The following is a 24,951-nucleotide window of genomic DNA, read 5'->3' on the forward strand; positions in this document are numbered from 1 at the left end:
TAACCCAGTTCTCAACATTATGAATCATTGCCGAACACATTCGCTTGCGTTAAGTATTGCTGCATGGCATACCAGAAAGAAAGAGGCGACAAATGATTGAAATTGAAACACGACGGCTAGCTGGTATCCCTGTCCTGCACGCCGTTCCGGCTGGCAAACGCGAATGTTCACTCCCTTGTATTATCTTCTATCACGGGTTTACCTCTTCAAGCCTGGTTTACAGCTATTTTGCCGTTGCGCTGGCTCAGGCCGGGTTCCGCGTCGTCATGCCAGATGCGCCTGACCACGGTGCCCGCTTCAAAGGTGATGCTCAGGGGCGAATGTTCCGCTTCTGGCATATTTTGCAGCAAAATATGCAGGAGTTTGCGACGTTACGTGCGGCGCTGGTGGCGGAAAATTGGCTTTCAGATGAGCGGCTTGCCGTCGGTGGGGCGTCGATGGGGGGAATGACAGCACTGGGCATAATGGCGCGCCATCCTGAGGTTAAATGTGTAGCCAGCCTGATGGGTTCTGGCTATTTTACCCGGCTTGCGCAGACGCTTTTTCCCCCTCTACTGATTCAGACCCCAGAGCAGCAGGCGGAATTTGATGCCGTTATCGCCCCGCTTGCCGAATGGGATGTTACGCATCAGTTACCACGCCTCGCTGACAGGCCGTTGCTGCTGTGGCATGGACAGGATGATGATGTTGTACCCGCTGTTGAAACCTTCCGCTTACAGCAAGCGCTGACTCAGGCAGGTTTGGACAACAATCTGACCTGCCTGTGGGAAGCGGGCGTACGACATCGCATCACGCCAGAAGCGTTGGCCGCAACAGTGACGTTTTTCCGCCAGCACCTTTAAACGCGCATAATGCTCACGCCCTGGGCTTCAAGCTGTTGCAGAATCTCAGGGTTTGCATTTTTGCCAGTAATCAGCATGTCGATTTGGTCGGCGCGACTGAACAGCATTCCCGCACGTTCACCGACTTTACTGCTATCGACCAGTACCACCAGTTTGCCCACCACGTTAAGCATCTTCTGCTCGGCCATCGCGGTCAGCATATCGGTTTTATACAGTCCGTCCGCGGTCAACCCTTTGCCACTGGTGAACATCCAGTGCCCGGCATACAGGCTATTTTCACTGCCTTGCGGGCTAAGCGTGATGGATTGGCTTTTGTTATATTGCCCTCCCATGATAATCACGCTGTCATGCTCCTGGTCGATCAGATAGTTCGCCAGCGGCAGATAATTAGTGATGATCTGCACCGGCTTGCCGCACATTTCGCGACCCAGTAGAAAGGCGGTCGATCCGCAGTTGATCACCACGCTTTCACCCGCATTCACAAGCTGGGATGCCGCCTTGGCAATACGAACTTTTTCATCGTGGTTCTGTGCCTGGTGCAGATTCATTGGCGTCCAGCGCGGTCGCTGCTGGGTAATAGCTTCTGCGCCGTTGCGGACTTTCTTGAGTTTGCCGCTTTCGTCGAGTTTGTTGATGTCCCGGCGTGCTGTGGCGGGTGAAATCCCCAGACGCTCAATCACGTTCTCAACGGTAACAAAGCCCAACTGCGCCAGCATATCCAGCAATATTTGATGTCTTTGTGCTTCAGTCATGAGCTATTCCGATACAAATTGATTTGAAAAGATGATATTTGAAATAGCCTGGAAATACTAAAGTAAATGGGAAAAAATGCCGGGATGGCCCGGCATTTTGTGTGGATCACAAGAACGATTTAAACGGTAAATCCGGTTCAATCGTGAAGCAGTCGTCAAAGCCGCGCGGATAGTGATATTCAAAGTTATCTTTGTCCAGCGGCCAGGTGAACTTGCCACCCACCTGCCAGATAAAAGGCTTAAAGCCATACTTCAGCCGATCTTTTTTCATCTCCCAAAGTACGCGGATCTCCTGAGGATCGGCCTGGAAGTTTGACCAGATATCGTGATGGAAAGGGATCACCACTTTTGTATTCAGGGCCTCCGCCATACGCAGCATGTCGGAACTGGTCATTTTGTCCGTAATTCCCCGTGGGTTCTCGCCGTAGGATCCGAGCGCGACGTCGATCTGGTGCTCATTGCCATGCTTTGCATAGTAGTTGGAGTAGTGTGAATCACCGCTGTGATAAAGCGTACCGCCCGGCGTTTTGAACAGATAGTTTACGGCGCGGGCATCCATACCATCCGGCAGCACGCCTGCCGCTTTTTGATCGGCAGGAAGCGTGATCAATGCCGTACGATCAAACGCATCAAGCGCATGAATTTCAATATCTTTCACTTTCACCACATCGCCAGGTTTTACCACGATGCAGCGCTCTTTTGGTACACCCCAACCGATCCACAGATCCACACAAGTCTGCGGTCCAATAAACGGCACGTCGTCGGCACAGTTCTGCATGACGGCTGCTGCAACATTTACGTCGATGTGATCGTTATGATCGTGCGTGGCCAGCACCGCATCGATCTGACGAATGGCAAACGGATCAAGAACAAACGGCGTGGTGCGCAGGTTTGGCTGCAGCTTCTTCACGCCCGCCATGCGTTGCATCTGGTGACCGGTTTTCATCAGCGGGTTACCGTGACTCTGTTTACCCGTACCGCACCAGAAATCGACGCAGACGTTAGTTCCGCCTTCAGACTTTAGCCAAATTCCAGTACAGCCAAGCCACCACATAGCGAAAGTGCCAGGTGCGACCTGTTCCTGCTCGATCTCTTCATTGAGCCAGCTTCCCCACTCCGGGAATGTGCTCAGAATCCATGATTCACGCGTGATGCTTTTTACTTTACTCATCGCAATTACCTTCATGTTTGTTCAAGTTGAATCAAATGATGATTTGTTTTGATTGATACTGACATCATTTTCTCAAGAAGGCAATGCGCTGATTTTTGGTGTTGAATGGGAAAATGTGAACAAATTACAACGTGACAAGAGGGTTTATATGAAATGTATTTTTGTATTTTATTGTTTTAAATGAATTTATTTTGACGTGTATGAATTTGAAGTAAATCCACTCTGCAAGTAAGAGAATTATTTGCGTACTTCATCACATTTAATCAAATTCAATCTTGTTGTGATTACTTTTGAAAATTAGAGTGAGGGCACAACATCCTGGGCATCTGTAATGAATGTTCAGCAACTTCGTCTACTGGAGATCGTTATGGAGATCCTCTACAACATCTTTACCGTCTTTTTTAATCAGGTCATGACCAATGCACCGTTGCTGTTGGGTATTGTGACCTGCCTCGGCTACATCCTGTTGCGTAAAAGTGTCAGCGTCATTATCAAAGGCACGATCAAAACGATTATCGGTTTTATGTTATTGCAGGCAGGGTCGGGCATTCTGACCAGCACGTTTAAACCGGTGGTGGCGAAGATGTCTGAGGTTTACGGTATCAATGGCGCGATCTCCGATACCTATGCCTCCATGATGGCAACCATCGAACGAATGGGTGATGCCTACAGTTGGGTAGGGTACGCCGTACTGTTAGCGCTGGCGCTGAACATTTGTTACGTACTGCTACGGCGTATTACCGGCATTCGAACCATCATGCTGACTGGGCACATCATGTTCCAGCAGGCGGGGCTGATTGCTGTCTCTTTCTACATCTTTGGTTACCCGATGTGGACCACCATCATCTGTACCGCGGTGCTGGTGTCGCTCTACTGGGGGATTACCTCCAATATGATGTACAAACCGACGCAGGAAGTGACCGACGGCTGCGGTTTTTCCATCGGTCACCAGCAGCAGTTCGCCTCCTGGATTGCTTACAAAGTCGCGCCGTATCTGGGTAAGAAAGAGGAGAGCGTAGAAGATCTCAAGCTGCCAGGCTGGCTGAATATCTTCCATGACAACATCGTTTCCACCGCGATTGTGATGACCATCTTTTTCGGGGCGATCCTGCTCTCTTTCGGCATAGATGTGGTTCAGGCGATGGCGGGTAAAACCCACTGGACGGTCTATATCCTGCAAACCGGTTTTTCGTTTGCTGTCGCTATCTTCATCATCACCCAGGGCGTACGTATGTTCGTTGCTGAACTTTCAGAAGCGTTCAACGGTATCTCTCAACGTCTGATCCCCGGCGCGGTGTTGGCTATCGACTGCGCAGCGATTTACAGCTTTGCCCCCAACGCGGTGGTCTGGGGCTTTATGTGGGGCACCATCGGCCAACTGATTGCGGTAGGTATTCTGGTTGCCTGCGGCTCTTCCATCCTGATTATCCCAGGCTTTATCCCGATGTTCTTCTCGAACGCCACTATCGGCGTATTTGCTAACCACTTTGGCGGCTGGCGCGCGGCGCTCAAGATTTGCCTGGTGATGGGGATGATCGAAATCTTCGGCTGCGTCTGGGCGGTTAAGCTCACCGGTATGAGCGCCTGGATGGGCATGGCGGACTGGTCAATTCTGGCACCGCCGATGATGCAAGGCTTTGCCTCCATCGGCATCGTGTTTATGGCCGTCATTATTTTGATTGCACTGGCTTATATGTTTTTCGCAGGACGCACGTTGCGCGCTGAGGAAGACGCAGAAAAACAACTGGCAGAACACTCTGCTTAATAAGGAGTTCCGATTATGACCGTACGTATTCTGGCTGTGTGTGGCAATGGGCAGGGCAGCTCCATGATCATGAAAATGAAGGTGGACCAGTTTTTAACCCAGTCAAATATTGACCATACGGTAAACAGCTGCGCCGTGGGTGAATACAAAAGTGAACTGAGCGGCGCGGATATCATCATCGCCTCTACGCATATCGCCGGTGAGATTACCGTTTCTGGCAATAAATATGTCGTCGGCGTACGCAACATGCTGTCTCCTGCCGATTTTGGGCCAAAACTGCTGGAAGTGATCAAAGCGCATTTCCCACAGGACGTGAAGTAAGGGGGCGGCATATGAAATTACGTGACTCGCTGGCAGACAATAATTCCATCCTTTTGCAAGCCGAGGCCAGTACCTGGCAGGAAGCGGTAAAGCTTGGCGTGGATCTGCTGGTTAAGGCTGATGTGGTTGAACCACGCTACTACCAGGCCATCCTTGATGGCGTTGAGCAGTTTGGCCCGTACTTTGTGATTGCGCCAGGCCTGGCGATGCCGCACGGCCGTCCGGAGGAAGGGGTCAAGAAAACCGGTTTTGCGCTGGTGACGCTGAAAACGCCGCTGGTGTTTAACCACGAAGATAACGACCCGGTCGATATTCTGATAACGATGGCGGCAGTTGACGCCAACACGCATCAGGAAGTGGGCATCATGCAGATCGTGAATCTCTTTGATGACGAAGCCAATTTTGACCGTTTACGCGCCTGCCGCACCGCGCAGGAAGTATTGGATTTAATTGATAACGCCACTGCGGCGGCTGTTTAAAAGGATACCAAAATGTCATTACCTATGTTGCAGGTTGCGCTGGATAACCAATCAATGTCTTCCGCGTATGAAACGACGCGTCTGATTGCCGAAGAGGTCGATATCATTGAGGTGGGCACTATTCTTTGCGTGGCAGAGGGCGTGCGCGCCGTTCGCGATCTAAAGGCGCTTTACCCGCATAAAATTGTGCTGGCGGACGCCAAAATTGCCGATGCGGGAAAAATCCTCTCCCGCATGTGTTTCGAAGCCAACGCTGACTGGGTCACCGTCATCTGCTGTGCGGATATCAACACCACCAAGGGGGCACTGGAGGTGGCGAAAGAATTTAACGGTGATGTACAGATTGAACTGACGGGTTACTGGACCTGGGAGCAGGCGCAAGAGTGGCTTGACGCGGGCATTGGGCAAGTTGTGTATCACCGCAGCCGTGATGCGCAGGCAGCAGGTGTGGCGTGGGGAGAGGCGGATATCAGCGCGATCAAACGCCTGTCCGAGATGGGCTTTAAAGTCACCGTCACCGGCGGTCTGGCGTTGGAAGATCTGCCGCTGTTCCAGGGCATTCCGATTCACGTATTTATTGCCGGTCGCAGCATTCGCGATGCCGCCTCTCCGGTGGAAGCGGCCCGTCAGTTCAAACGTTCTATCGCCCAGCTGTGGGGATAAGGAGCGACTATGTTGTCGAAACAGGTCCCGCTCGGTATTTATGAAAAGGCACTCCCCGGCGGGGAGTGCTGGCTGGAGCGCTTGCAGTTGGCGAAGGAACTGGGCTTTGACTTTGTCGAAATGTCGGTTGATGAAACCGACGCTCGCCTGGCGCGTCTTGACTGGAACCGCGAGCAGCGACTGGCGCTGGTGGCCGCTATCGCCGAGACAGGGATACGGGTACCGTCCATGTGCCTGAGCGCTCATCGTCGTTTCCCGCTTGGCAGTGAAGATGATGCGGTGCGCGAACAGGGGCTGGAGATCATGCGTAAAGCCATTCAGTTTGCGCAGGATATCGGTATTCGCGTTATTCAACTGGCGGGTTACGACGTTTATTACCAGCAGGCCAATAACGAAACGCGTCGTCGGTTTCGCGATGGGCTGAAAGAAAGCGTAGAGATGGCGAGCCGTGCACAGGTGACGCTGGCGATGGAAATCATGGATTATCCACTGATGAATTCGATCAGTAAGGCGCTGGGATACGCTCACTATCTCAACAATCCGTGGTTCCAGTTGTATCCCGATATCGGCAATTTGTCGGCGTGGGACAACGATGTGCAGATGGAGCTGCAGGCGGGAATGGGCCATATCGTTGCCGTACACGTGAAAGATACCAAACCCGGCGTATTCAAAAATGTGCCGTTTGGTGAAGGGGTTGTCGATTTCGAACGTTGTTTTGCGACGCTCAAACAGAGTGGGTATTGCGGGCCATACCTGATTGAGATGTGGAGTGAAACGTCGGACGATCCGGCTCGTGAAGTGGCGAAGGCGCGCGACTGGGTGAAAGCGCGTATGGCCAGCGCCGGTCTGGTGGAGGCGGTGTAATGCAAAAACTCAAACAGCAGGTTTTTGAGGCTAATATGGATCTGCCGCGCTACGGGCTGGTGACGTTTACCTGGGGTAATGTCAGCGCCATCGACCGCGAACGCGGGATGGTGGTGATTAAGCCCAGCGGCGTCGACTACCAGACAATGACAGTGGACGACATGGTGGTTGTGGATCTGCACGGCAACGTGGTGGAAGGACGCTATCGTCCTTCTTCCGATACCGCCACCCATCTGGCGCTGTATCGTCGCTATTCCTCTCTTGGCGGCGTGGTGCATACCCACTCAACCCACGCGACGGCATGGGCGCAGGCAGGTCTGGCAATTCCTGCGCTAGGCACGACGCATGCGGACTACTTCTTTGGCGATATCCCCTGCACCCGGGCGTTAACTGAAGCGGAAGTTCAGGATGAGTATGAGCTGAATACCGGCAGGGTGATTGTTGAAACGCTTGGGGAGGTGGAACCTTTGCATACGCCAGGCGTAGTGGTGTACCAACATGGCCCGTTTGCCTGGGGCAAAGACGCTCATGACGCGGTACATAACGCGGTGGTGATGGAAGAGGTGGCAAAAATGGCATGGATTGCGCGTGGCATTAATCCGGCACTCAGCGCTATCGACAGTTATCTGATGAATAAGCACTTCATGCGTAAGCACGGCCCAAATGCCTATTACGGGCAGAAGTAGGAAAAAACGTTCCGGAGCCAACTCTTCATGGGGATGAGATCGGTCTGGCTTCGGGATTGTTTTGCAAAAAAAAGCCCCCAGTGAAGGGGGCAAGTCAAACTGTGGCAATGTTCTCGTTGGTTATTTCTGGTGTTAACGATAAATATCTGCACTGGCGTGCATATTTCCGTTACTACCGGGTTCCCTGGTGAGGATCACGTGGTAGTAGGTTGCGCCTTGCGCATCGGTCTCTTCATTCAGGGCCTGAGTGGCTTCACTTTCAGTGGCGAAGTTATGATTTATGTAAATGACGCCTAAGCTCTGCACATCATCCATGTTCCTGGCCTGATGGTTATCAATTTTGATGGCTGCCGTTGCATTTGCACTGAGCAAAAGCACAGCCAGAAGGGTCAAAACACGGGCTCGCATATGTACCTCCTCGACTGCGGTCTCTGGTTGTCTCTCTCCTGTGAGTGATTAACTTCTGATGTAATTTTAACCGCTACCAGCGCAGTCGATAGCGACCATTTCTGATGCAGTTGTTCAAAAAATTACCGCATAGCCATCTTTTCTTTAATTAACAGTCTGCTGGTGTATACCGCTGCGGTGAAAAAATACCTGCCTTTCGCGCATAAGCTCTTACCAAATAGTCAATTTAATCGGGTGAGTACGCCGTTTATAGTGAGCCGGATAATTAATATAACTTTATGATAATAAGGCAAAAACTTATGGATACTTCATTCATGGATTTCAGCTATTTCGTGGTTATGTTTATGGTCGCGCTGGTGGCTGGCTTTATTAACGTGGTGTCGGGTGGTGGTGGATTTCTCTCTATTGGCGCACTCTTAATTTCTGGTTTACCCCCGGCTAATGCGCTGGCAACCAATAAAATTCAGGCTCTGGGTAGCTCGCTGACCTCCGGAATTTACTTTTTACGCCGAGGACATATCAACGTGCAGGAGCACAAGTATGTGTTTTTATCTGCCTTTATCGGTTCTGCGCTGGGAACGACGCTTATCCAGTTCATTGAACCGGAACTGCTGAAGAAACTGCTCCCAATCCTGATTATCGCAGTCGCCATTTACTTTATTTTTGCGCCAAACCTTAGCGAACCGAAAAGAAAGCAGCAGGTATCCCTGTTTCTCTTCTCGTTGATCGGTGGGGGATGTATTGGTTTTTATGATGGCTTTCTCGGTGCTGGGGCAGGTTCCTTTTATACCCTCAGCTATATTCTGCTGTGGGGATACAGTATTGATAAAGCGCAAATCCACTCGAATTTTATTAACCTGGCGTCGAACATCGCCTCGATTTTGTTCTTCATCTTCGGCGGTAAAATGATCTGGTCGCTGGGTTTGGTGATGTTTGCAGGGCAATCCCTTGGCGCACGTCTTGGTGCGACAGTCGTACTGACGCGCGGTAAGAAAGTCATCCGACCCATGATTGTGATTGTCTCCATTTGTATCAGCATCAAAATGCTGCTGGATATGTATTAATGGCGACATGATAAATAATCGTACAAGCACCTTGAGTTTACCTGCTGACCCCAGTATTATGACGCGTCATTTTTCAGCCGACCTTTAACACGTTCCTTGCCTCCATGGGCCTCGGCTGACCCAGACAGGAGGCTGAATAATCCGTAAGGAGCAATTCGATGCGTCATTACGAAATCGTTTTTATGGTCCATCCTGACCAGAGCGAACAGGTTCCGGGTATGATCGAACGCTACACTGCTGCCATCACTGGTGCAGAAGGCACGATCCACCGTCTGGAAGACTGGGGCCGCCGTCAGTTGGCTTACCCGATCAACAAACTGCACAAAGCTCACTACGTTCTGATGAACGTTGAAGCGCCGCAGGAAGTGATCGATGAGCTGGAAACTACCTTCCGCTTCAACGATGCCGTTATCCGCAGCATGGTTATGCGTACTAAACACGCTGTTACCGAAGCATCTCCGATGGTTAAAGCGAAAGACGAGCGTCGTGAACGTCGCGATGATTTCGCTAACGAAACCGCAGATGATGCTGAAGCTGGGGATTCTGAAGAGTAATTTCTGATGACCAACCGTCTGGCGTTGTCCGGCACTGTGTGCAGGGCCCCCCTTCGAAAGGTCAGTCCATCAGGAATTCCTCATTGCCAGTTCGTGCTTGAGCATCGTTCTGTGCAGGAGGAAGCCGGATTTCACCGGCAGGCGTGGTGCCAAATGCCCGTTATTATTAGCGGACACGAAAACCAGGCCATTACTCACAGTATAACGGTCGGTAGCGCAGTGACCGTTCAGGGGTTCATCTCTTGCCACAAGGCAAAGAACGGCCTGAGCAAAATGGTTCTGCATGCCGAGCAGATTGAATTGATAGATTCTGGAGACTAGCCATATGGCACGTTATTTCCGTCGTCGCAAGTTCTGCCGTTTCACCGCGGAAGGCGTTCAAGAGATCGACTATAAAGATATCGCTACGCTGAAAAACTACATCACCGAAAGCGGTAAGATTGTCCCAAGCCGTATCACCGGTACCCGTGCAAAATACCAGCGTCAGCTGGCTCGCGCTATCAAACGCGCTCGCTACCTGTCCCTGCTGCCGTACACTGATCGTCATCAGTAATCGGTCACGGTCCATTAATACGACTTTGAGAGGATAAGGTAATGCAAGTTATTCTGCTTGATAAAGTAGCAAACCTGGGTAGCCTGGGTGATCAGGTTAACGTTAAAGCGGGCTATGCTCGTAACTTCTTGGTACCACAGGGTAAAGCTGTTCCTGCTACCAAGAAAAACGTTGAATTTTTCGAAGCGCGTCGCGCTGAGCTGGAAGCTAAACTGGCTGACGTTCTGTCCGCTGCTGAAGCTCGTGCTGAGAAAATCAACGCACTGGAAACCGTAACCATCGCGTCTAAAGCTGGCGACGAAGGTAAACTGTTCGGTTCCATCGGTACTCGCGACATCGCTGACGCTGTAACTGCAGCTGGCGTTGAAGTAGCTAAGAGCGAAGTTCGTCTACCGAACGGCGTTCTGCGTACCACTGGCGAGCACGAAGTGAGCTTCCAGGTTCACAGCGAAGTGTTTGCTAAGCTGACTGTAAACGTAGTTGCAGAATAAGTTTTTATTCTGATGACCGCGTAAAAGCGCCGGCCCTGTGCCGGCGTTTTGCTTTTCTGTTCCCCCGCTTTTCTCTCTGGCTATTCTTTATCCTTTTCGGGATAATCACAAAAATAAAACATTATTTCAAAGTGGTGATGGAATGGAACCAACGCACCAACCTCTGTTTGCGCGTAAAAATGTTGTCTACCTGAGCGCGGCGTTCTGCTGCCTGCTGTGGGGGAGCGCCTATCCGGCGATCAAAAGCGGATATGAGATCTTCCAGATTGCCACGGATGACATTCCCTCAAAGGTTGTCTTTGCCGGATATCGCTTTCTGTTTGCGGGATTATTGCTGCTACTGCTGGCGGTAGCGCAGCGTAAACCGATTGGCCGGTTAAGCCCGCGTCAGTACGGCCAACTCACGCTGTTGGGGCTAACGCAAACCTCGCTGCAATACATCTTCTTTTACATTGGCCTGGCGTTCACGACGGGAGTGAAAGGGTCCATCATGAATGCGACCGGGACCTTCTTCAGCGTGCTGCTGGCCCATTTTATCTACCATAATGACAAACTGAGCTACAACAAAGCGCTGGGCTGTATTCTCGGCTTTGCTGGGGTGATGGTAGTGAACTTTAGCAGCGGACTGGATTTTAGCTTCAGCCTGTTAGGAGACGGCTCAGTAGTGATGGCGGCCTTTATTCTCTCTGCTGCCACGCTATATGGAAAACGTATTTCTCAGACGGTGGACCCGACGGTAATGACAGGGTACCAGTTGGGCGGTGGCGGTCTGGCGTTGGTTATCGGCGGCTACGCTTTTGGCGGCACGCTAACCGTACACGGTGCGTCTTCGGTGGCGATTCTCGGCTACCTGACGTTACTCTCTTCGGTCGCTTTCGCCTTGTGGAGTATTCTGCTCAAACATAATCGCGTGGGGATGATTGCGCCGTTTAACTTCCTGATCCCGGTTTCGGGAGCAGTGCTGTCGGCAATATTCCTCGGTGAAAACATTCTCGAATGGAAATATGCGGTGGCGCTGGTGCTGGTCTGTTCGGGGATCTGGTGGGTGAACAAGGTGAAACGTTGACGTTTCACCTTGATGCCTGATGGCGCTATCGCTTATCAGGCCTGGAATCGCGGGGTCACAGCGCTTAACGGGCGCGGATAAAACTGCCGTTAGGCTGGCGGGTAAACAGTACCTGCTGACCATTCCCGGTATCAATGGTTAATCCCGTCACCACGCCATTGGCATTCTGCCTGATCTGTATCATCTGACCGTCTTTCAGATTGCTCAGTGGTTTTCCGGCGCCTTCAACCTGTGCCATCGCATACACATCGGTTGGCGGGAGGTTATGGTCACGGAATACCTGCGCCAGCGTTTTACCTGAGTCTACGCGGTAGGAGCGCCACTGCTGGTCAATTCCGCTATCCTGTTGGAAAGGTTGTGTCTGCGGCTGAGATTGCTGGGCCTGAGGCTGGGCATCAGGTTCGCCTTCCTGGATTGGCTCTGGCGCAACCGGAGCGACCTGGCCGGGATCATTTTGCGGCGGGACAAGCTGTGCCTGCAGCTGAGCCTCGGTCGGTGGCTGCGACTGTGACTGTAAATCCAACTGGGCAGTACGCGTCACCACAGGGGTATCGCTGGTGTCACTGGAAGGGAGCAGGAAACCTATCACCAACACAATAGCAGCAATAATAATGCCGCGGCGGTGCATAGGCGGTAGCGGGTCCATAATGCGAAAATTGTCCGGTGCATGCCAGATTTTCGCCAGGGTTGGTTTTAATTCAAAGCGCCCGGGCATGGCTTTCCTCCTGCTCCGCGTCTCGTTCCTCGATCATAGAGTATAGATGGCTAACGCTATGATGTTCGTCATATTACCCGCTTTCGTGACGTCAACGCGGGATATTCCTATTGTTTATGTTTCCTCGCGATTTGTCATCTGTTCCCGAGACAAAGTTTTACCGGATGCGGCATGGCTGATATGCTGCCCGCTACTTTACATCCGATGAAAGGAAATATGATGGCTAACCCGACTTTTGACACTATCGAAGCGCAAGCAAGCTACGGCATTGGTTTGCAGGTAGGACAACAGCTGAGCGAATCCGGACTGGAAGGACTGTTGCCTGAAGCGCTGGTAGCGGGTATCGCTGACGCGCTGGAAGGTAAGCACCCGGCAGTGCCGGTTGATGTTGTGCATCGCGCACTGCGTGAAATCCACGAACGTGCTGATGCAGTTCGTCGCGAGCGTTTCCAGGCTATGGCGGCTGATGGCGTCAAATATCTGGAAGAAAACCGTGAGAAAGACGGTGTGAACAGCACTGAATCTGGTTTGCAGTTCCGTGTTCTGACCCAGGGTGAAGGTGCTATTCCGGCACGTACTGACCGCGTTCGCGTGCACTACACCGGTAAGCTGATCGACGGTACCGTGTTTGACAGCTCTGTCGCACGTGGCGAACCGGCTGAATTCCCGGTTAACGGCGTAATCCCAGGCTGGATTGAAGCGCTGACCCTGATGCCGGTAGGTTCCAAATGGGAACTGACTATTCCTCAGGAACTGGCTTACGGCGAGCGTGGCGCTGGCGCGTCCATTCCTCCGTTCAGCACGCTGGTGTTCGAAGTTGAGCTGCTTGAGATCCTGTAAGCAGTGACTTCTGTTCCCCCCGAAGCCGGGGGGAACAAAAAAATAGCGTGAAAAGCTATAGTTACGTCGTTGTCGATATTTTATCTTGCAAATGCCCCATCAGCGTGTATTTTTGTGAGCTGATTCGCGCTATCAGAGTGATATGACACTCACTTTAAACATTAAATTAACATTATATCTAAATCTTAGTATTCATCCCGCCAATTCTTACCTAATATCGATGAGTCCTGATAACAGGATCGTCGTATCATAGACACACTAAAGGCCGTAGAGCCTGAACAACACAGACAGGTACAGGAAGAAAAAACATGGTAGATCAGGTAAAAGTCGACACCGCTGAAGAGGCGTCGTCTGAACAGTCGCTACGGCGCAATCTCACAAACCGTCATATTCAACTTATTGCTATTGGTGGCGCTATCGGTACTGGCCTGTTTATGGGCTCCGGTAAAACCATCAGTCTCGCCGGACCGTCGATCATCTTTGTGTATATGATCATCGGTTTTATGCTGTTTTTCGTGATGCGCGCAATGGGTGAATTGCTGCTCTCGAATCTGGAGTACAAATCGTTTAGTGATTTTGCCTCTGACCTGCTCGGGCCATGGGCCGGGTATTTTACCGGCTGGACCTACTGGTTCTGCTGGGTTGTTACCGGGATGGCAGACGTGGTCGCGATTACCGCGTATGCGCAATTCTGGTTCCCCGAACTGTCAGACTGGGTCGCCTCGCTGGCGGTGATTGTGCTGCTGCTGAGCCTCAACCTCGCCACCGTAAAAATGTTCGGTGAGATGGAGTTCTGGTTTGCGATGATCAAAATCGTTGCCATCATCGGCCTGATTGTCGTCGGTCTGGTGATGGTGCTGACGCACTTCCAGTCGCCAACCGGCGTTCAGGCATCGTTCACGCACTTGTGGAATGACGGTGGCTGGTTCCCGAAAGGTCTGAGTGGCTTCTTTGCCGGCTTCCAGATAGCCGTGTTTGCGTTTGTGGGTATTGAGCTGGTGGGTACGACCGCAGCGGAAACCAAGGATCCGGAGAAATCTCTGCCGCGCGCCATTAACTCGATTCCAATCCGTATCATCATGTTCTACGTGTTCGCGCTGATCGTGATTATGTCCGTTACGCCGTGGAGCTCGGTAGTGCCAACCAAGAGCCCATTCGTTGAACTGTTTGTGTTGGTTGGTCTGCCTGCTGCGGCGAGCCTGATCAACTTTGTGGTGCTGACTTCAGCTGCCTCTTCTGCAAACAGCGGCGTGTTCTCTACCAGCCGTATGCTGTTCGGTCTGGCGCAGGAAGGCGTTGCGCCTAAAGCGTTTGCCAAGCTGTCTAAACGCGCAGTTCCGGCGAAGGGTTTAACCTTCTCCTGTATCTGTCTGCTGGGCGGCGTGGTGATGCTGTACGTGAACCCGAGCGTGATTGGCGCCTTCACCATGATCACCACTGTATCGGCGATTCTGTTCATGTTCGTCTGGACCATCATTCTCTGCTCGTACCTGGTGTACCGCAAGCAGCGTCCTCACCTGCATGAAAAATCAATCTACAAGATGCCGTTAGGCAAGCTGATGTGCTGGGTATGTATGGCGTTTTTCGTCTTCGTACTGGTACTGCTGACGCTGGAAGATGATACCCGTCAGGCGCTGATCGTCACGCCGTTGTGGTTCATCGCGCTGGGTCTGGGCTGGTTGTTTATCGGTAAGAAACGTATGGCAGGCGTGCGTTAATCGCTAAGACGTGAGATGTAGGCCGGATAAGGCGTTTACGCCGCATCCGGCACTATGCTGGCGGGATTGCCTGATGCGGCTTCGCCTTATCAGGCCTACGTTCGAGGTCGTTGTAGGCCCGGTAAGCGCTAGCGCTACCGGGCTTTTTTATTCACCTGCTAGGGCACGCGGGAACAACACATTGTTTTCCAGGCTGATGTGTTCCATCAGGTCGTCGATCATCTCGTTAATGCCGTTATACATGGCTTTCCAGGTGGTGCAGGCCTCTGGTGGCGGCGTTACGTTATGGGTGATGTGTTTGATCACTTCCACCAGTTCACCCGCATCGTCATGCTCGCTTTCCATCACGCTGATTGGCCCCATCGCCTGGCTACCCATGCCCTGTTTGATCATCGGGAACAGGATCTGTTCTTCTTTCATCATGTGGCTGGACAGCTCTTCATGCAGCATGGTCAGGTTTTTCGCCAGACCGCGCGGTACGTTCGGTTTGTCTGCGTGAACGCGTTCAACTTTAGTGGCCTGCAGGATCAGCTCCGGCAACTGTTCGCGGTGTCTGTCGTGATAACGCACGATGATATGGTCGATGATTTCAGCCAGAGCCACGGTACGCCAGTCTTTCTCCAGCGGCTGTTCAGCCAGCTGCGCGAGCTGCGCCTCAATAACGTCTAAATCCAGCTCTTTACGCGCGGCAGCGCGTGCCAGAGTTTGCTTACCGCCGCAGCAGTAATCCATATCGTATTTACGAAACAGGGCCGAAGCGCGAGGAATAGAGAGCGCCAGTTCACCTAAAGGTTGATCGCGATAAGACATTGCCGTTACCTCATTCTCAATAATATAAGATGTATTTTAAATGCAACTTATGGCGAAGGATATAACCCTTTCGGGGGGGGTGTTTTGTGATGGGTGTCACGAAAATTTCTTATCTCGTTAAGATGCTGAATCTTATTGGAAAGGAGAAGTACGGCGAAAAAAGCCGCACGACAGGATTAAATAAGCGCACGCCGCTGCCGATAGTTAGACCTCAGACAATACCTGCATAATAAAAGGCTACAGATGTTCAAACGAATCAAAGTGATAACCTTACTTATCACCGTGTTACTCGCGCTGGGCGCAATGCAGCTCATCTCCGCGGGCGTCTTTATTGGCGCACTCAATAACGATAAGCAGAACTTTAACGTGTCTCAACTTTCCAGCCAGAACGTGGCCGAGTTTACCGATGCGTGGATTAGCCTGAATCAGGCTCGCGTCACGCTCAACCGGGGCATGCTGCGTTTACAGGGAACGATGGCCAGCGAGATTAACGGCGGTCAATTGAAGGAGCTGGTGAACACGGCAAATCGCCTGTTGGCCGAATCGAAAGAGCATTACGATAAATACTACGCTCTGCCGGAAACGCCGGGGCTGGATGAGCATCTGGCCGATCGACTGGAAGAGCAGTACGGCATCTATTCTGCGACGCTGGCAAAAATGAACGCGCTGCTGGCTGAAGGAAAGCTGGAAGAGATGTTCAAGCAGAATGCCGAGCAAAAGCAAACGGCCATGCAGGACGTTTATCGGGAATGGCGTAGCGCGCAAACGGCGCTGGCCGCTGCCGGAGTGCAGGACAATGAGAGTGATTACCAGAAGATAATCTGGCTGCTGTCCGCGGTGATGCTGATTGTCGTCACCGTGATTATCGCCAGTTGGCTGGCGATGCAGCGAGTGCTGCTCAAGCCGCTCCACGAGGTGATGGGACATATTCGCTACATTGCCGCCGGTGACCTGACGCACCCCATCAACGCCGAAGGCAGCAATGAAATGGCGCTGCTGGCAAGTAACGTCCGTGACATGCAGCAGGCGCTGGCGAATACGGTCAGCGTGGTGCGTGACGGGGCCGATACCATCTATACCGGTGCGGGTGAAATCGCCGCAGGCAGTAACGATCTCTCTTCACGTACCGAGCAGCAGGCCGCCTCTCTGGAAGAGACCGCAGCCAGCATGGAACAACTTACCGCAACCGTGAGACAGAACGCAGATAACGCGCGTCAGGCGACCAGTCTGGCAAAAAATGCTTCACAGACGGCGCAAAAAGGCGGAACCGTGGTTGATGGTGTTGTGCGTACGATGGATGAAATCGCCACCAGTTCCAGCAAAATCGCGCAAATTACCAATGTTATCGACGGCATTGCCTTCCAGACCAATATTCTGGCACTGAACGCGGCGGTTGAAGCGGCGCGTGCGGGCGAGCAGGGGCGCGGATTTGCCGTGGTCGCAGGCGAGGTTCGGACGCTGGCGCAGCGTAGCGCTCAGGCGGCGAAGGAGATCAAAGCGCTGATTGATGACTCAGGGAATCGGGTCAATGCCGGTACGGCGCTGGTGCATGAAGCGGGTGAAACGATGGCGGAAATAGTTAGCGCCGTGACCCGCGTGACCGACATCATGGGGGAGATTGCCTCAGCTTCTGATGAACAAAGTCGGGGTATCGATCAGGTAGGCCAGGCGGTTGCCGAAATGGATCGTGTCACGCAGCAAAACGCCTCGCTGGTAGAAGAATCCGCTTCCGCCGCTGCTGCGCTTGAAGAGCAGGCTGCGCGGTTGAACCAGACGGTAGCGGTGTTTAAGGTGTCGCGCCGGATGGCGGCGTAAACGCCTTATCCGGCCTACATGAGATCGTACAGTCCTTGTAGGCCGGATAAGCAGTGCCATCCGGCACATTATGATTGTGAAACCACCACGATGCTCGGTTTCTGCGGCTTGGCTCTGACGGCTATCACCACCCCAACCATCAGCAGCGCAATACCGCTAACCGTCAGCAGAGGTGGAAATTCCTGACGCAGAATAAAGGTGTACAACAAACCGGCCAGCGTTTCGAAGACAATCAGCGGGCCGAGGATCACCGTCGGTAATTTTTGGCTGGCGACGTTCCAGCACAGTGCGCCAACCCACGAACACAATACCGCAATGGCTATCATCAGACCGATAAACACGCCCGGACGCGGACCGAAGGGTAGAGCGAAGTCCGGCGTTTGCCCGTTAAGCCACAGGCAGGCGGCAATGTAACCGAGCAGAGAAACGGGCAACGTTACCAAAGCCTGGGCCGTCGCCCACATCATCGGGTGCTTATCCGGATTCTCGCGCAGCCAGCGGGCATTACGCAGCGCGTACCATGCCCAACACACCACCGAGACAAGCGCCAGCGCGATGCCGGAACCATAACGCCAGCCACTAAAGTCTGGTAACCCCTGATTCAGCTCCGAGATATTCACGCACAGCAGTCCTATACCAATCAATACCAGCGCAGGCGACAGACGCCACCATGATAATTTGCCGTCACGCTGGCTGTAGAGCAGGTTAGCGAAGACCGGGATCACCACCGGCAATGTACCAATAATCATCGTGGAGACCGGTGCGCCGGTGCGCTGGATGGCGCTTGCCAGGCAAACGTAATAAATCAGATTCCCCATCATTGTTAGCGTCAGCGCAGTTACCCAGTCTTTCCGCACGAGTTGACGCAGGCGCGCACGTCCCAGCCAGGCAATCGGCAATGCGATCAGCCCCAGCGCCAGATAACGCCCCATCGACTGCAATACCGCCGGGTATTCCGGTACGATCAGCGGTCCAACAAAAATTAATCCCCACATCAGCCCGGCCAACAGGGCATACAACACACCGCTAATCATTTTGGACATCCACATCGTTTAACAATACGTCGAGTGTAGGCAGGAAAAATGCTGCCGTATTGTATGAGATTGCTGATCAACGCCGGACGACTTGTTTCTGATAACGCACCGGCGTAATGCCGTAGCGATGGGTAAATGCGCGGGTGAGATGCGACTGGTCGGTGAGGCCGGTTGCGGCGGCGACCTCTGCGGCGGGCATACCGTAAGTGAGAAAACCTTTGGCTCGCCACAGCCGGATCGCCATCAGCATCTGGTGCGGCGTGACGTGGAAATGAGACTTAAACTGGCGCTGAAAATGCCAGGGACTCAGCGATGCAACCCGCGCCAGCTCGTCGAGCGTGACCGGATGCATATAATTATCGTGCAGATACTCACGTACCCGTTCAAAGCGATGCGCCCCCTCCGTTAATACTGGCGCATGGCGGGCCAGCGGCTGGAACGTGTCGATCAGATCGAGTAGAAGGCCTTTTTGCGCCAGCGGATCTTCAGTGTTCCACAGGCCATGGATCAGCGAGCAGATCTGGCGCGAGCGCAGCGGATCGTGACGCGTTACGTCATGAAACCACCAGTGGCGGATCCCGGTGACCTCTTCCAGAAGATCGGGTTCAAGATAAATCATCCGATAGCGCCAGCCGTCGGCGGTTTCGGCCTCGCCGGTATGCAGCTCATCGGGATTCATGGTGACGACGGAATGGGCGGGGGCAACATACTGCGTGCCGCGATAGCGAAAACGTTCGGCTCCGGCTTCTATCGCGCCAATGCCAAACGCTTCATGGGTGTGCGGCTCGAAAGCGTAACGCGAGATGTGTGCATGATACAGCTCAACGCCCGGCACCTGCGCCAGATGGCGAAAGCGGGCGCTGTCTTTCTCATCAATAAACTGCTCAGGTACACCTTGCACGTTTTCTCTCCCCACGCATCATCCTGTCATTATCAGAGAGGATGCGCGGGGATGCCACCACAATTAACTAATTTTTAACACTTACACGATGCCTTTGACGCTGTCAGACAACGAGGTGGTCGGGCGACCAATCAGTTTGCTCAGCGTATGGCTGTCGTCGAACAGACCACCTTTGGAGGCGCCAGTGTCTGAGTCAGCCAGCATGTCCGCCAGCCCGGCAGGCAGGCCTACACCTTTTAGCGCGGCGGCAAAATCAGCTTCGCTCAGGTTCTGATACACCACTTTTTTACCACTCTGTTTTGCCAGCTCGGCAGCCAACTGGCTCAGGGTCCAGCCTGCGTCGCCCGCCAGCTCATAGGTTTTACCGGAATGACCGTCTTCACTGATGACGCGTGCGGCGGCAGCGGCATAGTCGGCGCGGGTCGCTGAGGCAATTTTGCCTTCACCTGCAGCCCCGATAAACACGCCATGTTCCAGTGCAGCCGGTGCGCTGGCGAGATAGTTTTCGGTGTACCAGCCGTTACGCAGCAGCGCGTAGGCGATACCGGATTCAGCCAGCATCTTCTCGGTTGCCACATGCTCATCAGCCAGCCCCAGCGGGGAGGTGTCGGCGTGCAGCAGGCTGGTGTAGGCGATGAATTTCACGTGCGCGGCTTTCGCTGCGTTAATCACGTTACGATGCTGCGGGGCACGTTGTCCCACTTCGCTGGAGGAGATCAGCAGTAGCTTGTCGATACCCTGTAAGGCAGCCGTCAAGGCGGCTTCATCGCTGTAATCCGCCTGACGAACGGTAATGCCCTGCTGGCTAAGCGCCGTCGCTTTAGCGGGATTACGCACAATTGCCACAATCTGGCTGGCAGGAACGGTTTTCAGCAGAGATTCAATAACGTGTTGGCCCAGTAGGCCGGTGGCGCCGGTAATTGCGATCATGGAGTGACTCCTTGGTATTGGTCTTGTGTTTAATCACGCTAACACCTAAACTTACTTTTAGTAAGTACGCACAAAAAGGTTAGTATGAAAATGACAGCTTCGACGCTCTCTCAGCAGTTACGCGATGGCAACTTGTTTGCCGAACAGTGTCCCTCCCGTGAGGTGTTAAAACACGTCACCAGCCGCTGGGGCGTGTTGATTCTGGTGGCGCTGCGCGACGGTACGCACCGTTTCAGCGATTTGCGCCGTAAGATGGGCGGGGTCAGTGAAAAGATGCTGGCGCAATCCTTGCAAGTGTTAGAGCATGACGGGTTTATCAATCGGGTGTCGTATCCGGTGGTGCCGCCGCACGTGGAGTATAGCCTGACGCCGTTGGGTGAGCAGGTGAGCGATAAAGTCGCCGCGCTGGCGGACTGGATAGAACTGAATTTGCCGCAGGTTTTAGCGCAGCGGGACGAACGGGCTGCGTAGTTTTGTAGGCCGGATAAGACGCTATTGCGCCGCATCCGGCACGAAAATTACTTACTTAAATCCAGCTGATAAATAGCGAAACCGATGTCATCGGTCGCGACTTTCTTCAGCGGATACTGGCCTTTCTCTTTAATAAATGCCGCGGCTTTATCAGACGGTGATGTTTCAAAGCGAATATCCAGTGGTGTATCGCTATGAATTGGCGCCAGACGCCAGTTGTTATCTGCCGCCGGGTGAATTTCACCGGCACGCTTCGTCTCAGCACCAATCCAGGCCGCCAGCACCGAGCGGTTTTCATCCGGAGAAGCAAACGCGATGTGGCTGTCGCCGGTTCCGGCAAACTTACCGCCGTAGGCGCGGTAGTTGTTGGTCGCGACGAGGAAGGTGGCATTCGGATCGATTGGTTTGCCGTTAAAGGTCAGATTTTTAATACGTTCCGCTTTCGGGTTAATGGTCTGACATTCACCGTCGTAGCGAGCAGGTTGTGAAACATCAATCTGATAATTCACGCCGTCAATCACGTCGAAATTATAGGTACGGAAGCCATCCCAGTTAATCAACGACTGTGGTTTGCTGCTGTGGATATCAATCTGATTGAACTGCCCGGCGGAACATTCCAGCCACTCTTTCACCTCTTTACCGCTGGCTTTCACCACCACCAGAGTGTTGGGATAGAGATACAAATCAGCGGCGTTACGGAAGGTTAACTGACCTTTTTCGACTTCTACGAAGCTTGCCGGATCGTTCTTGCGTCCACCGACCTTAAACGGCGCGGCGGCGGAAAGTACCGGCAGTTTTGCCAGATCCGGATCGCCCTGAATAAAGTGTTCCACATAGGCTTTCTGCGCGTTGTTCACCACCTGTACGGTCGGGTCATCCTGTACCAGCGCCAGATAGCTGTACATGTTGTCGGCGGATTTACCGATCGGTTTGCTGACAAACTCACGCGTGGCGTCGTGATCGGCTTTCAGGATCTCAACGATTTTTTTGTCTTCTGCTGCCAGTGATTTTTTGGCTGCGGCGTCATAGATCGGGCGCGCCTCGGCTTTCGCCTGAGTGACCTGCCATTTACCGCTGTCGTTATTCAACACTAAATCCACCACGCCCAGGTGATCGCCCCACATACCCGGCATCACCGCAGGAACCCCATTCAGCGTACCTTTTGTGATATCTGAGCCTTTAATATTGGCAAAGTCTTTACCCGGGAAGACGGCGTGAGCGTGACCAAACATAATGGCATCCACGCCCGGTACTTCGCTGAGGTAATAAACGGAGTTTTCCGCCATCGTTTGATATGGGTCGGCAGAAAGCCCGGAGTGAGCAACCACCACCACAACATCGGCGCCTTTTTCTCTCATTTCCGGAACGTATTTGCGTGCAGTTTCCGTAATGTCGTTCACCGTGACTTTGCCGCTGAGGTTGGCTTTATCCCAGGTCATAATCTGCGGTGGAACAAAGCCGATATAGCCAATCTTCAGCGTCTGCTTGTTCCCTTCCTTGTCGACCACTTCAGTGTCTTTGATCAAGTAAGGCGTAAACAGCGGCTTTTTGGTCTTCACGTCGATGATATTGGCGTTAACGTAAGGGAACTTCGCTCCGGCTAGCGCGTTGTGCAGATACTCCAGACCGTAGTTGAATTCATGGTTGCCGAGGTTACCCACCGCGTAATCCAGGGTATTCAGCGCCTTATATACCGGGTGTGTTTCGCCCGCTTTCAGCCCCTTGGCCGCCATGTAATCCCCGAGCGGGCTGCCCTGAATCAGATCGCCATTATCAACCAGCACGCTGTTTTTGACTTCACCACGCGCAGCGTTGATCAGACTTGCCGTACGTACCAGACCGAATTTTTCAGTCGGTGTATCTTTGTAATAATCGAAATCCATCATATTGCTATGCAAATCAGTGGTTTCCATTATACGCAGATCGACGGTCGCGGCATTGACGCTGGCTGCAATCAGCGTTGCCAGAAGCGTTGCACTAAACTTAATCATCAGGGGGCATCCTTTTAAGATCTAAGCCACAAAAGAAAATGTATATAAATCTTCTTGCTTACAGAACTGTGAATCATGACATGAATATAGCGTTTAAAACCGCAGACGCTATCACAGTTGGCGGATCCCCTGACGATCGGGTATAAGTAAAACAACGAGTTAACACCACTGACAGAAACGAGGTGGAGAATGCTAGAACATGTATGCCAGCTTGCACGGAACGCGGGCGATGCCATTATGCAGGTCTACGATGGAATCAAACCGATGGAGATTACCAGCAAGCAGGATGATTCTCCGGTCACGGCGGCAGATATCGCCGCACATACGGTGATCCTCGAAGGATTACTGGCGCTGACGCCGGATATTCCGGTTCTGTCTGAAGAGGCGCCTCCTGGCTGGGATGTTCGCCAGCATTGGCAGCGCTACTGGCTGGTGGACCCGCTGGACGGGACCAAAGAGTTCATTAAGCGTAACGGTGAATTTACCGTCAATATTGCGCTGATCGAGAAAGGAAAGCCGGTTCTGGGCGTGGTTTACGCGCCGGTAATGAAAGTGATGTACAGCGCAGCAGAAGGTAAAGCGTGGAAAGAAGAGTGCGGCGTACGCAAACAAATTCAGGTTCGTGACGCGCGTCCGCCGCTGGTGGTCATTAGCCGCTCGCATGCCGACAATGAGTTAAAAGAGTATCTGCAACAGTTGGGCGAGCACCAGACCACCTCGATTGGTTCATCGCTGAAGTTCTGCCTGGTGGCGGAAGGGCACGCACAGCTGTATCCGCGTTTTGGGCCAACCAACGTGTGGGACACCGCCGCTGGCCATGCCGTTGCCGCCGCAGCCGGAGCGCACGTTCACGACTGGCAGGGGAAACCTCTGGATTACACCCCACGTGAATCGTTCCTCAACCCCGGCTTCCGCGTCTCTATTTACTGAGTAATTTGTGCAGCAGGGCAATTACCTGCTGCACCTCTTCCTGCGTTAATGCACCATCTTTTGCCCACTGCACGCGTCCGTCCTTGTCGAGTACGACGATAGCGGAGCTCTCTTCATCCAGTTGCCAGGCTTTACGCGCAATGCCATTGCTGTCGACAATAAATTGCGACCACGGGTAGAGCTTCTTATTGCTCTCCAGACTGCTGCGCACAAACATACCGGAGCCGGGAATGGCGTCATCCGTGTTGACGATAGTGGTGGTCTGGTATTTGTCGTGCGGCAGGTTGGCGGCTTTGATTGCCTCGATCAGCGTCGCATTTTTCTCTTTGGCGGAGGTGCGTCCGGCAATGTGTTGCACAATTCGCACTTTGCCTGGCAACTGCGCGCTATTCCAGCTTTTGTAGCTAAACTTATCGTTATCGAGAATCAGTTCGCCGCGATCGGCGATCCCCACCGGCGGTACGCGCTGGTCAATCTCAAACTTATGTGCGGAGGCAATCATCGGCAGTAGCAGGCACGACAGCGCCAGCAGTTTTCGTAAGGTCATAGGTTTTCCTTCTTTCTTTTATTTTGCAGGTGATCCGACCACTTGGGTCTGGAATTTAATCATATGTGCGAATGATGCTTTTTCCCGCAAGCGCGATGCCAGTTTGCGGACGGGCGCACAAATCCTGCGAAAAATGAAGGCTTATACTGAAGTCAGCGAAGCGTTGAAAAGATAATTCTGAATAATTGTAACTTGAAGGTAAATAAACTTATACACGCTGGAAACATCAACGAGATAGTCTATAGTCATAGGGCATTAAAATTTGCGCCTGAGGATTGTCGGACCGATTGTGGTACCGCAAAGGCGTAATGCTCAGCAGGAGACAACAATGAAAATTTTCCAACGATACAACCCGCTGCAGGTGGCGAAGTACGTGAAGATCCTGTTTCGTGGACGGTTATATATCAAGGATGTAGGCGCTTTTGAATTTGATAAGGGTAAGATTCTTATCCCAAAAGTGAAGGACAAACTGCATTTTTCCGTGATGTCCGAAGTTAACCGTCAGGTCTTGCGTCTGCAAACTGAGATGGCTTGATCAAAGTGCTATGCAGTAGTTAAAAAAACGGCTCC

Annotated in this window: 29 protein-coding genes; 19 read left to right on the forward strand and 10 right to left on the reverse strand. The window is 52.7% G+C overall.

Annotated features, from left to right (window positions below):
* Positions 1 to 92 precede the first annotated feature (92 nt).
* Positions 93 to 842 carry an esterase gene (gene yjfP, locus OGX96_RS11125; RefSeq protein WP_153753862.1) on the forward strand — a complete coding sequence of 250 codons (750 nt, stop codon included), beginning with the start codon at positions 93 to 95 and terminating at the stop codon, positions 840 to 842.
* Here the strand turns inward: yjfP and ulaR are convergent.
* Both ulaR and ulaG read right to left on the reverse strand, forming a co-directional pair.
* Positions 839 to 1,594, reverse strand: a complete 756-nt coding sequence (gene ulaR, locus OGX96_RS11130; RefSeq protein WP_003025646.1) for an HTH-type transcriptional regulator UlaR — start codon at positions 1,592 to 1,594, stop codon at positions 839 to 841. The two genes, yjfP and ulaR, sit on opposite strands and share 4 nt — an antisense overlap.
* A gap of 106 nt (positions 1,595 to 1,700) precedes the next feature.
* Positions 1,701 to 2,765: an L-ascorbate 6-phosphate lactonase gene (gene ulaG, locus OGX96_RS11135; protein WP_003025649.1), complete on the reverse strand. Its 1,065-nt coding sequence runs from the start codon at positions 2,763 to 2,765 to the stop codon at positions 1,701 to 1,703.
* Between the two features lie 367 nt (positions 2,766 to 3,132).
* Here ulaG and ulaA point away from each other — a divergent pair, with 367 nt between their 5' ends.
* From ulaA to OGX96_RS11165, 6 genes are read left to right on the forward strand one after another with little or no spacing between them, the layout of a single operon-like run.
* Positions 3,133 to 4,530: a PTS ascorbate transporter subunit IIC gene (ulaA, locus tag OGX96_RS11140; protein ID WP_003830456.1), complete on the forward strand. Its 1,398-nt coding sequence runs from the start codon at positions 3,133 to 3,135 to the stop codon at positions 4,528 to 4,530.
* Between the two features lie 15 nt (positions 4,531 to 4,545).
* Positions 4,546 to 4,851: a PTS ascorbate transporter subunit IIB gene (ulaB, locus tag OGX96_RS11145; protein ID WP_003025655.1), complete on the forward strand. Its 306-nt coding sequence runs from the start codon at positions 4,546 to 4,548 to the stop codon at positions 4,849 to 4,851.
* An 11-nt stretch (positions 4,852 to 4,862) separates the two neighbouring features.
* Positions 4,863 to 5,330 (forward strand): PTS ascorbate transporter subunit IIA, encoded by a 468-nt coding sequence (gene ulaC / locus OGX96_RS11150; RefSeq protein ID WP_006686330.1) that lies wholly within the window; start codon positions 4,863 to 4,865, stop codon positions 5,328 to 5,330.
* 12 nt (positions 5,331 to 5,342) lie between these two features.
* Positions 5,343 to 5,993 carry a 3-keto-L-gulonate-6-phosphate decarboxylase UlaD gene (ulaD, locus tag OGX96_RS11155; protein ID WP_286583029.1) on the forward strand — a complete coding sequence of 217 codons (651 nt, stop codon included), beginning with the start codon at positions 5,343 to 5,345 and terminating at the stop codon, positions 5,991 to 5,993.
* 9 nt (positions 5,994 to 6,002) lie between these two features.
* Positions 6,003 to 6,857, forward strand: coding sequence for an L-ribulose-5-phosphate 3-epimerase (locus OGX96_RS11160; protein ID WP_008786014.1), 855 nt, complete (start codon positions 6,003 to 6,005; stop codon positions 6,855 to 6,857).
* Positions 6,857 to 7,543 carry an L-ribulose-5-phosphate 4-epimerase gene (locus OGX96_RS11165; RefSeq protein ID WP_020996261.1) on the forward strand — a complete coding sequence of 229 codons (687 nt, stop codon included), beginning with the start codon at positions 6,857 to 6,859 and terminating at the stop codon, positions 7,541 to 7,543. The genes OGX96_RS11160 and OGX96_RS11165 overlap by 1 nt, the downstream gene beginning before the upstream one ends.
* A gap of 132 nt (positions 7,544 to 7,675) precedes the next feature.
* On the opposite strand, the gene yjfY is transcribed toward OGX96_RS11165, so the two are convergent.
* Positions 7,676 to 7,951 (reverse strand): DUF1471 family protein YjfY, encoded by a 276-nt coding sequence (gene yjfY, locus OGX96_RS11170; protein ID WP_003025668.1) that lies wholly within the window; start codon positions 7,949 to 7,951, stop codon positions 7,676 to 7,678.
* A 299-nt stretch (positions 7,952 to 8,250) separates the two neighbouring features.
* Here yjfY and OGX96_RS11175 point away from each other — a divergent pair, with 299 nt between their 5' ends.
* The 6 genes from OGX96_RS11175 to OGX96_RS11205 all read left to right on the forward strand — a co-directional run bounded on the left by OGX96_RS11175 (position 8,251) and on the right by OGX96_RS11205 (position 11,679).
* A complete protein-coding gene (locus OGX96_RS11175; RefSeq protein WP_003830447.1) occupies positions 8,251 to 9,015 on the forward strand; it encodes a TSUP family transporter in 765 nt (254 codons plus the stop codon).
* A 158-nt stretch (positions 9,016 to 9,173) separates the two neighbouring features.
* Complete coding sequence (gene rpsF, locus OGX96_RS11185; RefSeq protein WP_003025672.1) at positions 9,174 to 9,569, forward strand: 30S ribosomal protein S6; 396 nt, start codon at positions 9,174 to 9,176, stop codon at positions 9,567 to 9,569.
* 6 nt (positions 9,570 to 9,575) lie between these two features.
* Positions 9,576 to 9,890: a primosomal replication protein N gene (gene priB / locus OGX96_RS11190; RefSeq protein WP_003025674.1), complete on the forward strand. Its 315-nt coding sequence runs from the start codon at positions 9,576 to 9,578 to the stop codon at positions 9,888 to 9,890.
* A 4-nt stretch (positions 9,891 to 9,894) separates the two neighbouring features.
* On the forward strand, positions 9,895 to 10,122 hold the full coding sequence (gene rpsR, locus OGX96_RS11195; RefSeq protein ID WP_000135199.1) for a 30S ribosomal protein S18: 228 nt from the start codon (positions 9,895 to 9,897) through the stop codon (positions 10,120 to 10,122).
* A 41-nt stretch (positions 10,123 to 10,163) separates the two neighbouring features.
* Complete coding sequence (rplI, locus tag OGX96_RS11200) at positions 10,164 to 10,613, forward strand: 50S ribosomal protein L9 (RefSeq protein ID WP_003025676.1); 450 nt, start codon at positions 10,164 to 10,166, stop codon at positions 10,611 to 10,613.
* Between the two features lie 142 nt (positions 10,614 to 10,755).
* Complete coding sequence (locus tag OGX96_RS11205; RefSeq protein ID WP_286583033.1) at positions 10,756 to 11,679, forward strand: DMT family transporter; 924 nt, start codon at positions 10,756 to 10,758, stop codon at positions 11,677 to 11,679.
* A 64-nt stretch (positions 11,680 to 11,743) separates the two neighbouring features.
* Here OGX96_RS11205 and OGX96_RS11210 read toward each other — a convergent pair whose 3' ends face one another.
* Positions 11,744 to 12,394: a LysM-like peptidoglycan-binding domain-containing protein gene (locus tag OGX96_RS11210; RefSeq protein ID WP_286583034.1), complete on the reverse strand. Its 651-nt coding sequence runs from the start codon at positions 12,392 to 12,394 to the stop codon at positions 11,744 to 11,746.
* Positions 12,395 to 12,613: 219 nt separating this feature from the next.
* Between OGX96_RS11210 and bamJ the strand changes: the two genes are divergently transcribed.
* Together bamJ and cycA are read left to right on the forward strand one after the other, a co-directional pair.
* On the forward strand, positions 12,614 to 13,234 hold the full coding sequence (gene bamJ, locus OGX96_RS11215; RefSeq protein WP_032934269.1) for a BamJ family beta-barrel-assembly machinery protein: 621 nt from the start codon (positions 12,614 to 12,616) through the stop codon (positions 13,232 to 13,234).
* Between the two features lie 308 nt (positions 13,235 to 13,542).
* Positions 13,543 to 14,952, forward strand: a complete 1,410-nt coding sequence (gene cycA, locus OGX96_RS11220) for a D-serine/D-alanine/glycine transporter (RefSeq protein ID WP_008786019.1) — start codon at positions 13,543 to 13,545, stop codon at positions 14,950 to 14,952.
* A 147-nt stretch (positions 14,953 to 15,099) separates the two neighbouring features.
* Here the strand turns inward: cycA and ytfE are convergent, their stop codons facing one another.
* A complete protein-coding gene (gene ytfE / locus OGX96_RS11225; protein WP_003025690.1) occupies positions 15,100 to 15,762 on the reverse strand; it encodes an iron-sulfur cluster repair protein YtfE in 663 nt (220 codons plus the stop codon).
* Between the two features lie 243 nt (positions 15,763 to 16,005).
* Here ytfE and OGX96_RS11230 point away from each other — a divergent pair, with 243 nt between their 5' ends.
* Positions 16,006 to 17,577: a methyl-accepting chemotaxis protein gene (locus tag OGX96_RS11230; protein WP_198802562.1), complete on the forward strand. Its 1,572-nt coding sequence runs from the start codon at positions 16,006 to 16,008 to the stop codon at positions 17,575 to 17,577.
* A 68-nt stretch (positions 17,578 to 17,645) separates the two neighbouring features.
* Here the strand turns inward: OGX96_RS11230 and OGX96_RS11235 are convergent, their stop codons facing one another.
* The 3 genes from OGX96_RS11235 to OGX96_RS11245 all read right to left on the reverse strand — a co-directional run bounded on the left by OGX96_RS11235 (position 17,646) and on the right by OGX96_RS11245 (position 20,442).
* Positions 17,646 to 18,611, reverse strand: a complete 966-nt coding sequence (locus OGX96_RS11235; RefSeq protein WP_020996260.1) for a DMT family transporter — start codon at positions 18,609 to 18,611, stop codon at positions 17,646 to 17,648.
* Between the two features lie 76 nt (positions 18,612 to 18,687).
* Positions 18,688 to 19,512 carry an AraC family transcriptional regulator gene (locus OGX96_RS11240; RefSeq protein WP_020996259.1) on the reverse strand — a complete coding sequence of 275 codons (825 nt, stop codon included), beginning with the start codon at positions 19,510 to 19,512 and terminating at the stop codon, positions 18,688 to 18,690.
* An 81-nt stretch (positions 19,513 to 19,593) separates the two neighbouring features.
* Positions 19,594 to 20,442, reverse strand: coding sequence for an SDR family oxidoreductase (locus OGX96_RS11245; RefSeq protein ID WP_128612168.1), 849 nt, complete (start codon positions 20,440 to 20,442; stop codon positions 19,594 to 19,596).
* Positions 20,443 to 20,532: 90 nt separating this feature from the next.
* Here OGX96_RS11245 and OGX96_RS11250 point away from each other — a divergent pair, with 90 nt between their 5' ends.
* Complete coding sequence (locus tag OGX96_RS11250) at positions 20,533 to 20,913, forward strand: winged helix-turn-helix transcriptional regulator (RefSeq protein ID WP_286583094.1); 381 nt, start codon at positions 20,533 to 20,535, stop codon at positions 20,911 to 20,913.
* Positions 20,914 to 20,960: 47 nt separating this feature from the next.
* Here the strand turns inward: OGX96_RS11250 and cpdB are convergent, their stop codons facing one another.
* The gene (gene cpdB, locus OGX96_RS11255) at positions 20,961 to 22,904 is read right to left on the reverse strand and encodes a 2',3'-cyclic-nucleotide 2'-phosphodiesterase (RefSeq protein WP_198802564.1); all 1,944 of its coding nucleotides are present in this window, start codon (positions 22,902 to 22,904) and stop codon (positions 20,961 to 20,963) included.
* A gap of 189 nt (positions 22,905 to 23,093) precedes the next feature.
* On the opposite strand from cpdB, the gene cysQ reads away from it, so the two are divergent.
* Entirely contained in the window at positions 23,094 to 23,834 is a 741-nt protein-coding gene (cysQ, locus tag OGX96_RS11260) for a 3'(2'),5'-bisphosphate nucleotidase CysQ (protein WP_008786026.1), read from the forward strand.
* On the opposite strand, the gene OGX96_RS11265 is transcribed toward cysQ, so the two are convergent.
* Positions 23,824 to 24,381, reverse strand: a complete 558-nt coding sequence (locus tag OGX96_RS11265) for a YtfJ family protein (protein ID WP_048236270.1) — start codon at positions 24,379 to 24,381, stop codon at positions 23,824 to 23,826. The genes cysQ and OGX96_RS11265 overlap by 11 nt on opposite strands.
* 328 nt (positions 24,382 to 24,709) lie before the next feature.
* Here OGX96_RS11265 and OGX96_RS11270 point away from each other — a divergent pair, with 328 nt between their 5' ends.
* On the forward strand, positions 24,710 to 24,916 hold the full coding sequence (locus OGX96_RS11270; RefSeq protein ID WP_003025710.1) for a DUF1107 domain-containing protein: 207 nt from the start codon (positions 24,710 to 24,712) through the stop codon (positions 24,914 to 24,916).
* Positions 24,917 to 24,951 lie beyond the last annotated feature (35 nt).

The organism is Citrobacter sp. Cpo100 (assembly GCF_030332595.1).
Classification (GTDB): Bacteria; Pseudomonadota; Gammaproteobacteria; order Enterobacterales; family Enterobacteriaceae; genus Citrobacter; species Citrobacter portucalensis.

What these genes read in the sequence shown, in the direction of transcription:
- yjfP (WP_153753862.1), top strand. Translation starts at nt 93, where the DNA reads ATGATTGAAATTGAAACACGACGGCTAGCTGGTATCCCTGTCCTGCAC.
- ulaR (WP_003025646.1), bottom strand. Translation starts at nt 1,594, where the DNA reads ATGACTGAAGCACAAAGACATCAAATATTGCTGGATATGCTGGCGCAG.
- ulaG (WP_003025649.1), bottom strand. Translation starts at nt 2,765, where the DNA reads ATGAGTAAAGTAAAAAGCATCACGCGTGAATCATGGATTCTGAGCACA.
- ulaA (WP_003830456.1), top strand. Translation starts at nt 3,133, where the DNA reads ATGGAGATCCTCTACAACATCTTTACCGTCTTTTTTAATCAGGTCATG.
- ulaB (WP_003025655.1), top strand. Translation starts at nt 4,546, where the DNA reads ATGACCGTACGTATTCTGGCTGTGTGTGGCAATGGGCAGGGCAGCTCC.
- ulaC (WP_006686330.1), top strand. Translation starts at nt 4,863, where the DNA reads ATGAAATTACGTGACTCGCTGGCAGACAATAATTCCATCCTTTTGCAA.
- ulaD (WP_286583029.1), top strand. Translation starts at nt 5,343, where the DNA reads ATGTCATTACCTATGTTGCAGGTTGCGCTGGATAACCAATCAATGTCT.
- OGX96_RS11160 (WP_008786014.1), top strand. Translation starts at nt 6,003, where the DNA reads ATGTTGTCGAAACAGGTCCCGCTCGGTATTTATGAAAAGGCACTCCCC.
- OGX96_RS11165 (WP_020996261.1), top strand. Translation starts at nt 6,857, where the DNA reads ATGCAAAAACTCAAACAGCAGGTTTTTGAGGCTAATATGGATCTGCCG.
- yjfY (WP_003025668.1), bottom strand. Translation starts at nt 7,951, where the DNA reads ATGCGAGCCCGTGTTTTGACCCTTCTGGCTGTGCTTTTGCTCAGTGCA.
- OGX96_RS11175 (WP_003830447.1), top strand. Translation starts at nt 8,251, where the DNA reads ATGGATACTTCATTCATGGATTTCAGCTATTTCGTGGTTATGTTTATG.
- rpsF (WP_003025672.1), top strand. Translation starts at nt 9,174, where the DNA reads ATGCGTCATTACGAAATCGTTTTTATGGTCCATCCTGACCAGAGCGAA.
- priB (WP_003025674.1), top strand. Translation starts at nt 9,576, where the DNA reads ATGACCAACCGTCTGGCGTTGTCCGGCACTGTGTGCAGGGCCCCCCTT.
- rpsR (WP_000135199.1), top strand. Translation starts at nt 9,895, where the DNA reads ATGGCACGTTATTTCCGTCGTCGCAAGTTCTGCCGTTTCACCGCGGAA.
- rplI (WP_003025676.1), top strand. Translation starts at nt 10,164, where the DNA reads ATGCAAGTTATTCTGCTTGATAAAGTAGCAAACCTGGGTAGCCTGGGT.
- OGX96_RS11205 (WP_286583033.1), top strand. Translation starts at nt 10,756, where the DNA reads ATGGAACCAACGCACCAACCTCTGTTTGCGCGTAAAAATGTTGTCTAC.
- OGX96_RS11210 (WP_286583034.1), bottom strand. Translation starts at nt 12,394, where the DNA reads ATGCCCGGGCGCTTTGAATTAAAACCAACCCTGGCGAAAATCTGGCAT.
- bamJ (WP_032934269.1), top strand. Translation starts at nt 12,614, where the DNA reads ATGGCTAACCCGACTTTTGACACTATCGAAGCGCAAGCAAGCTACGGC.
- cycA (WP_008786019.1), top strand. Translation starts at nt 13,543, where the DNA reads ATGGTAGATCAGGTAAAAGTCGACACCGCTGAAGAGGCGTCGTCTGAA.
- ytfE (WP_003025690.1), bottom strand. Translation starts at nt 15,762, where the DNA reads ATGTCTTATCGCGATCAACCTTTAGGTGAACTGGCGCTCTCTATTCCT.
- OGX96_RS11230 (WP_198802562.1), top strand. Translation starts at nt 16,006, where the DNA reads ATGTTCAAACGAATCAAAGTGATAACCTTACTTATCACCGTGTTACTC.
- OGX96_RS11235 (WP_020996260.1), bottom strand. Translation starts at nt 18,611, where the DNA reads ATGATTAGCGGTGTGTTGTATGCCCTGTTGGCCGGGCTGATGTGGGGA.
- OGX96_RS11245 (WP_128612168.1), bottom strand. Translation starts at nt 20,442, where the DNA reads ATGATCGCAATTACCGGCGCCACCGGCCTACTGGGCCAACACGTTATT.
- OGX96_RS11250 (WP_286583094.1), top strand. Translation starts at nt 20,533, where the DNA reads ATGACAGCTTCGACGCTCTCTCAGCAGTTACGCGATGGCAACTTGTTT.
- cpdB (WP_198802564.1), bottom strand. Translation starts at nt 22,904, where the DNA reads ATGATTAAGTTTAGTGCAACGCTTCTGGCAACGCTGATTGCAGCCAGC.
- cysQ (WP_008786026.1), top strand. Translation starts at nt 23,094, where the DNA reads ATGCTAGAACATGTATGCCAGCTTGCACGGAACGCGGGCGATGCCATT.
- OGX96_RS11265 (WP_048236270.1), bottom strand. Translation starts at nt 24,381, where the DNA reads ATGACCTTACGAAAACTGCTGGCGCTGTCGTGCCTGCTACTGCCGATG.
- OGX96_RS11270 (WP_003025710.1), top strand. Translation starts at nt 24,710, where the DNA reads ATGAAAATTTTCCAACGATACAACCCGCTGCAGGTGGCGAAGTACGTG.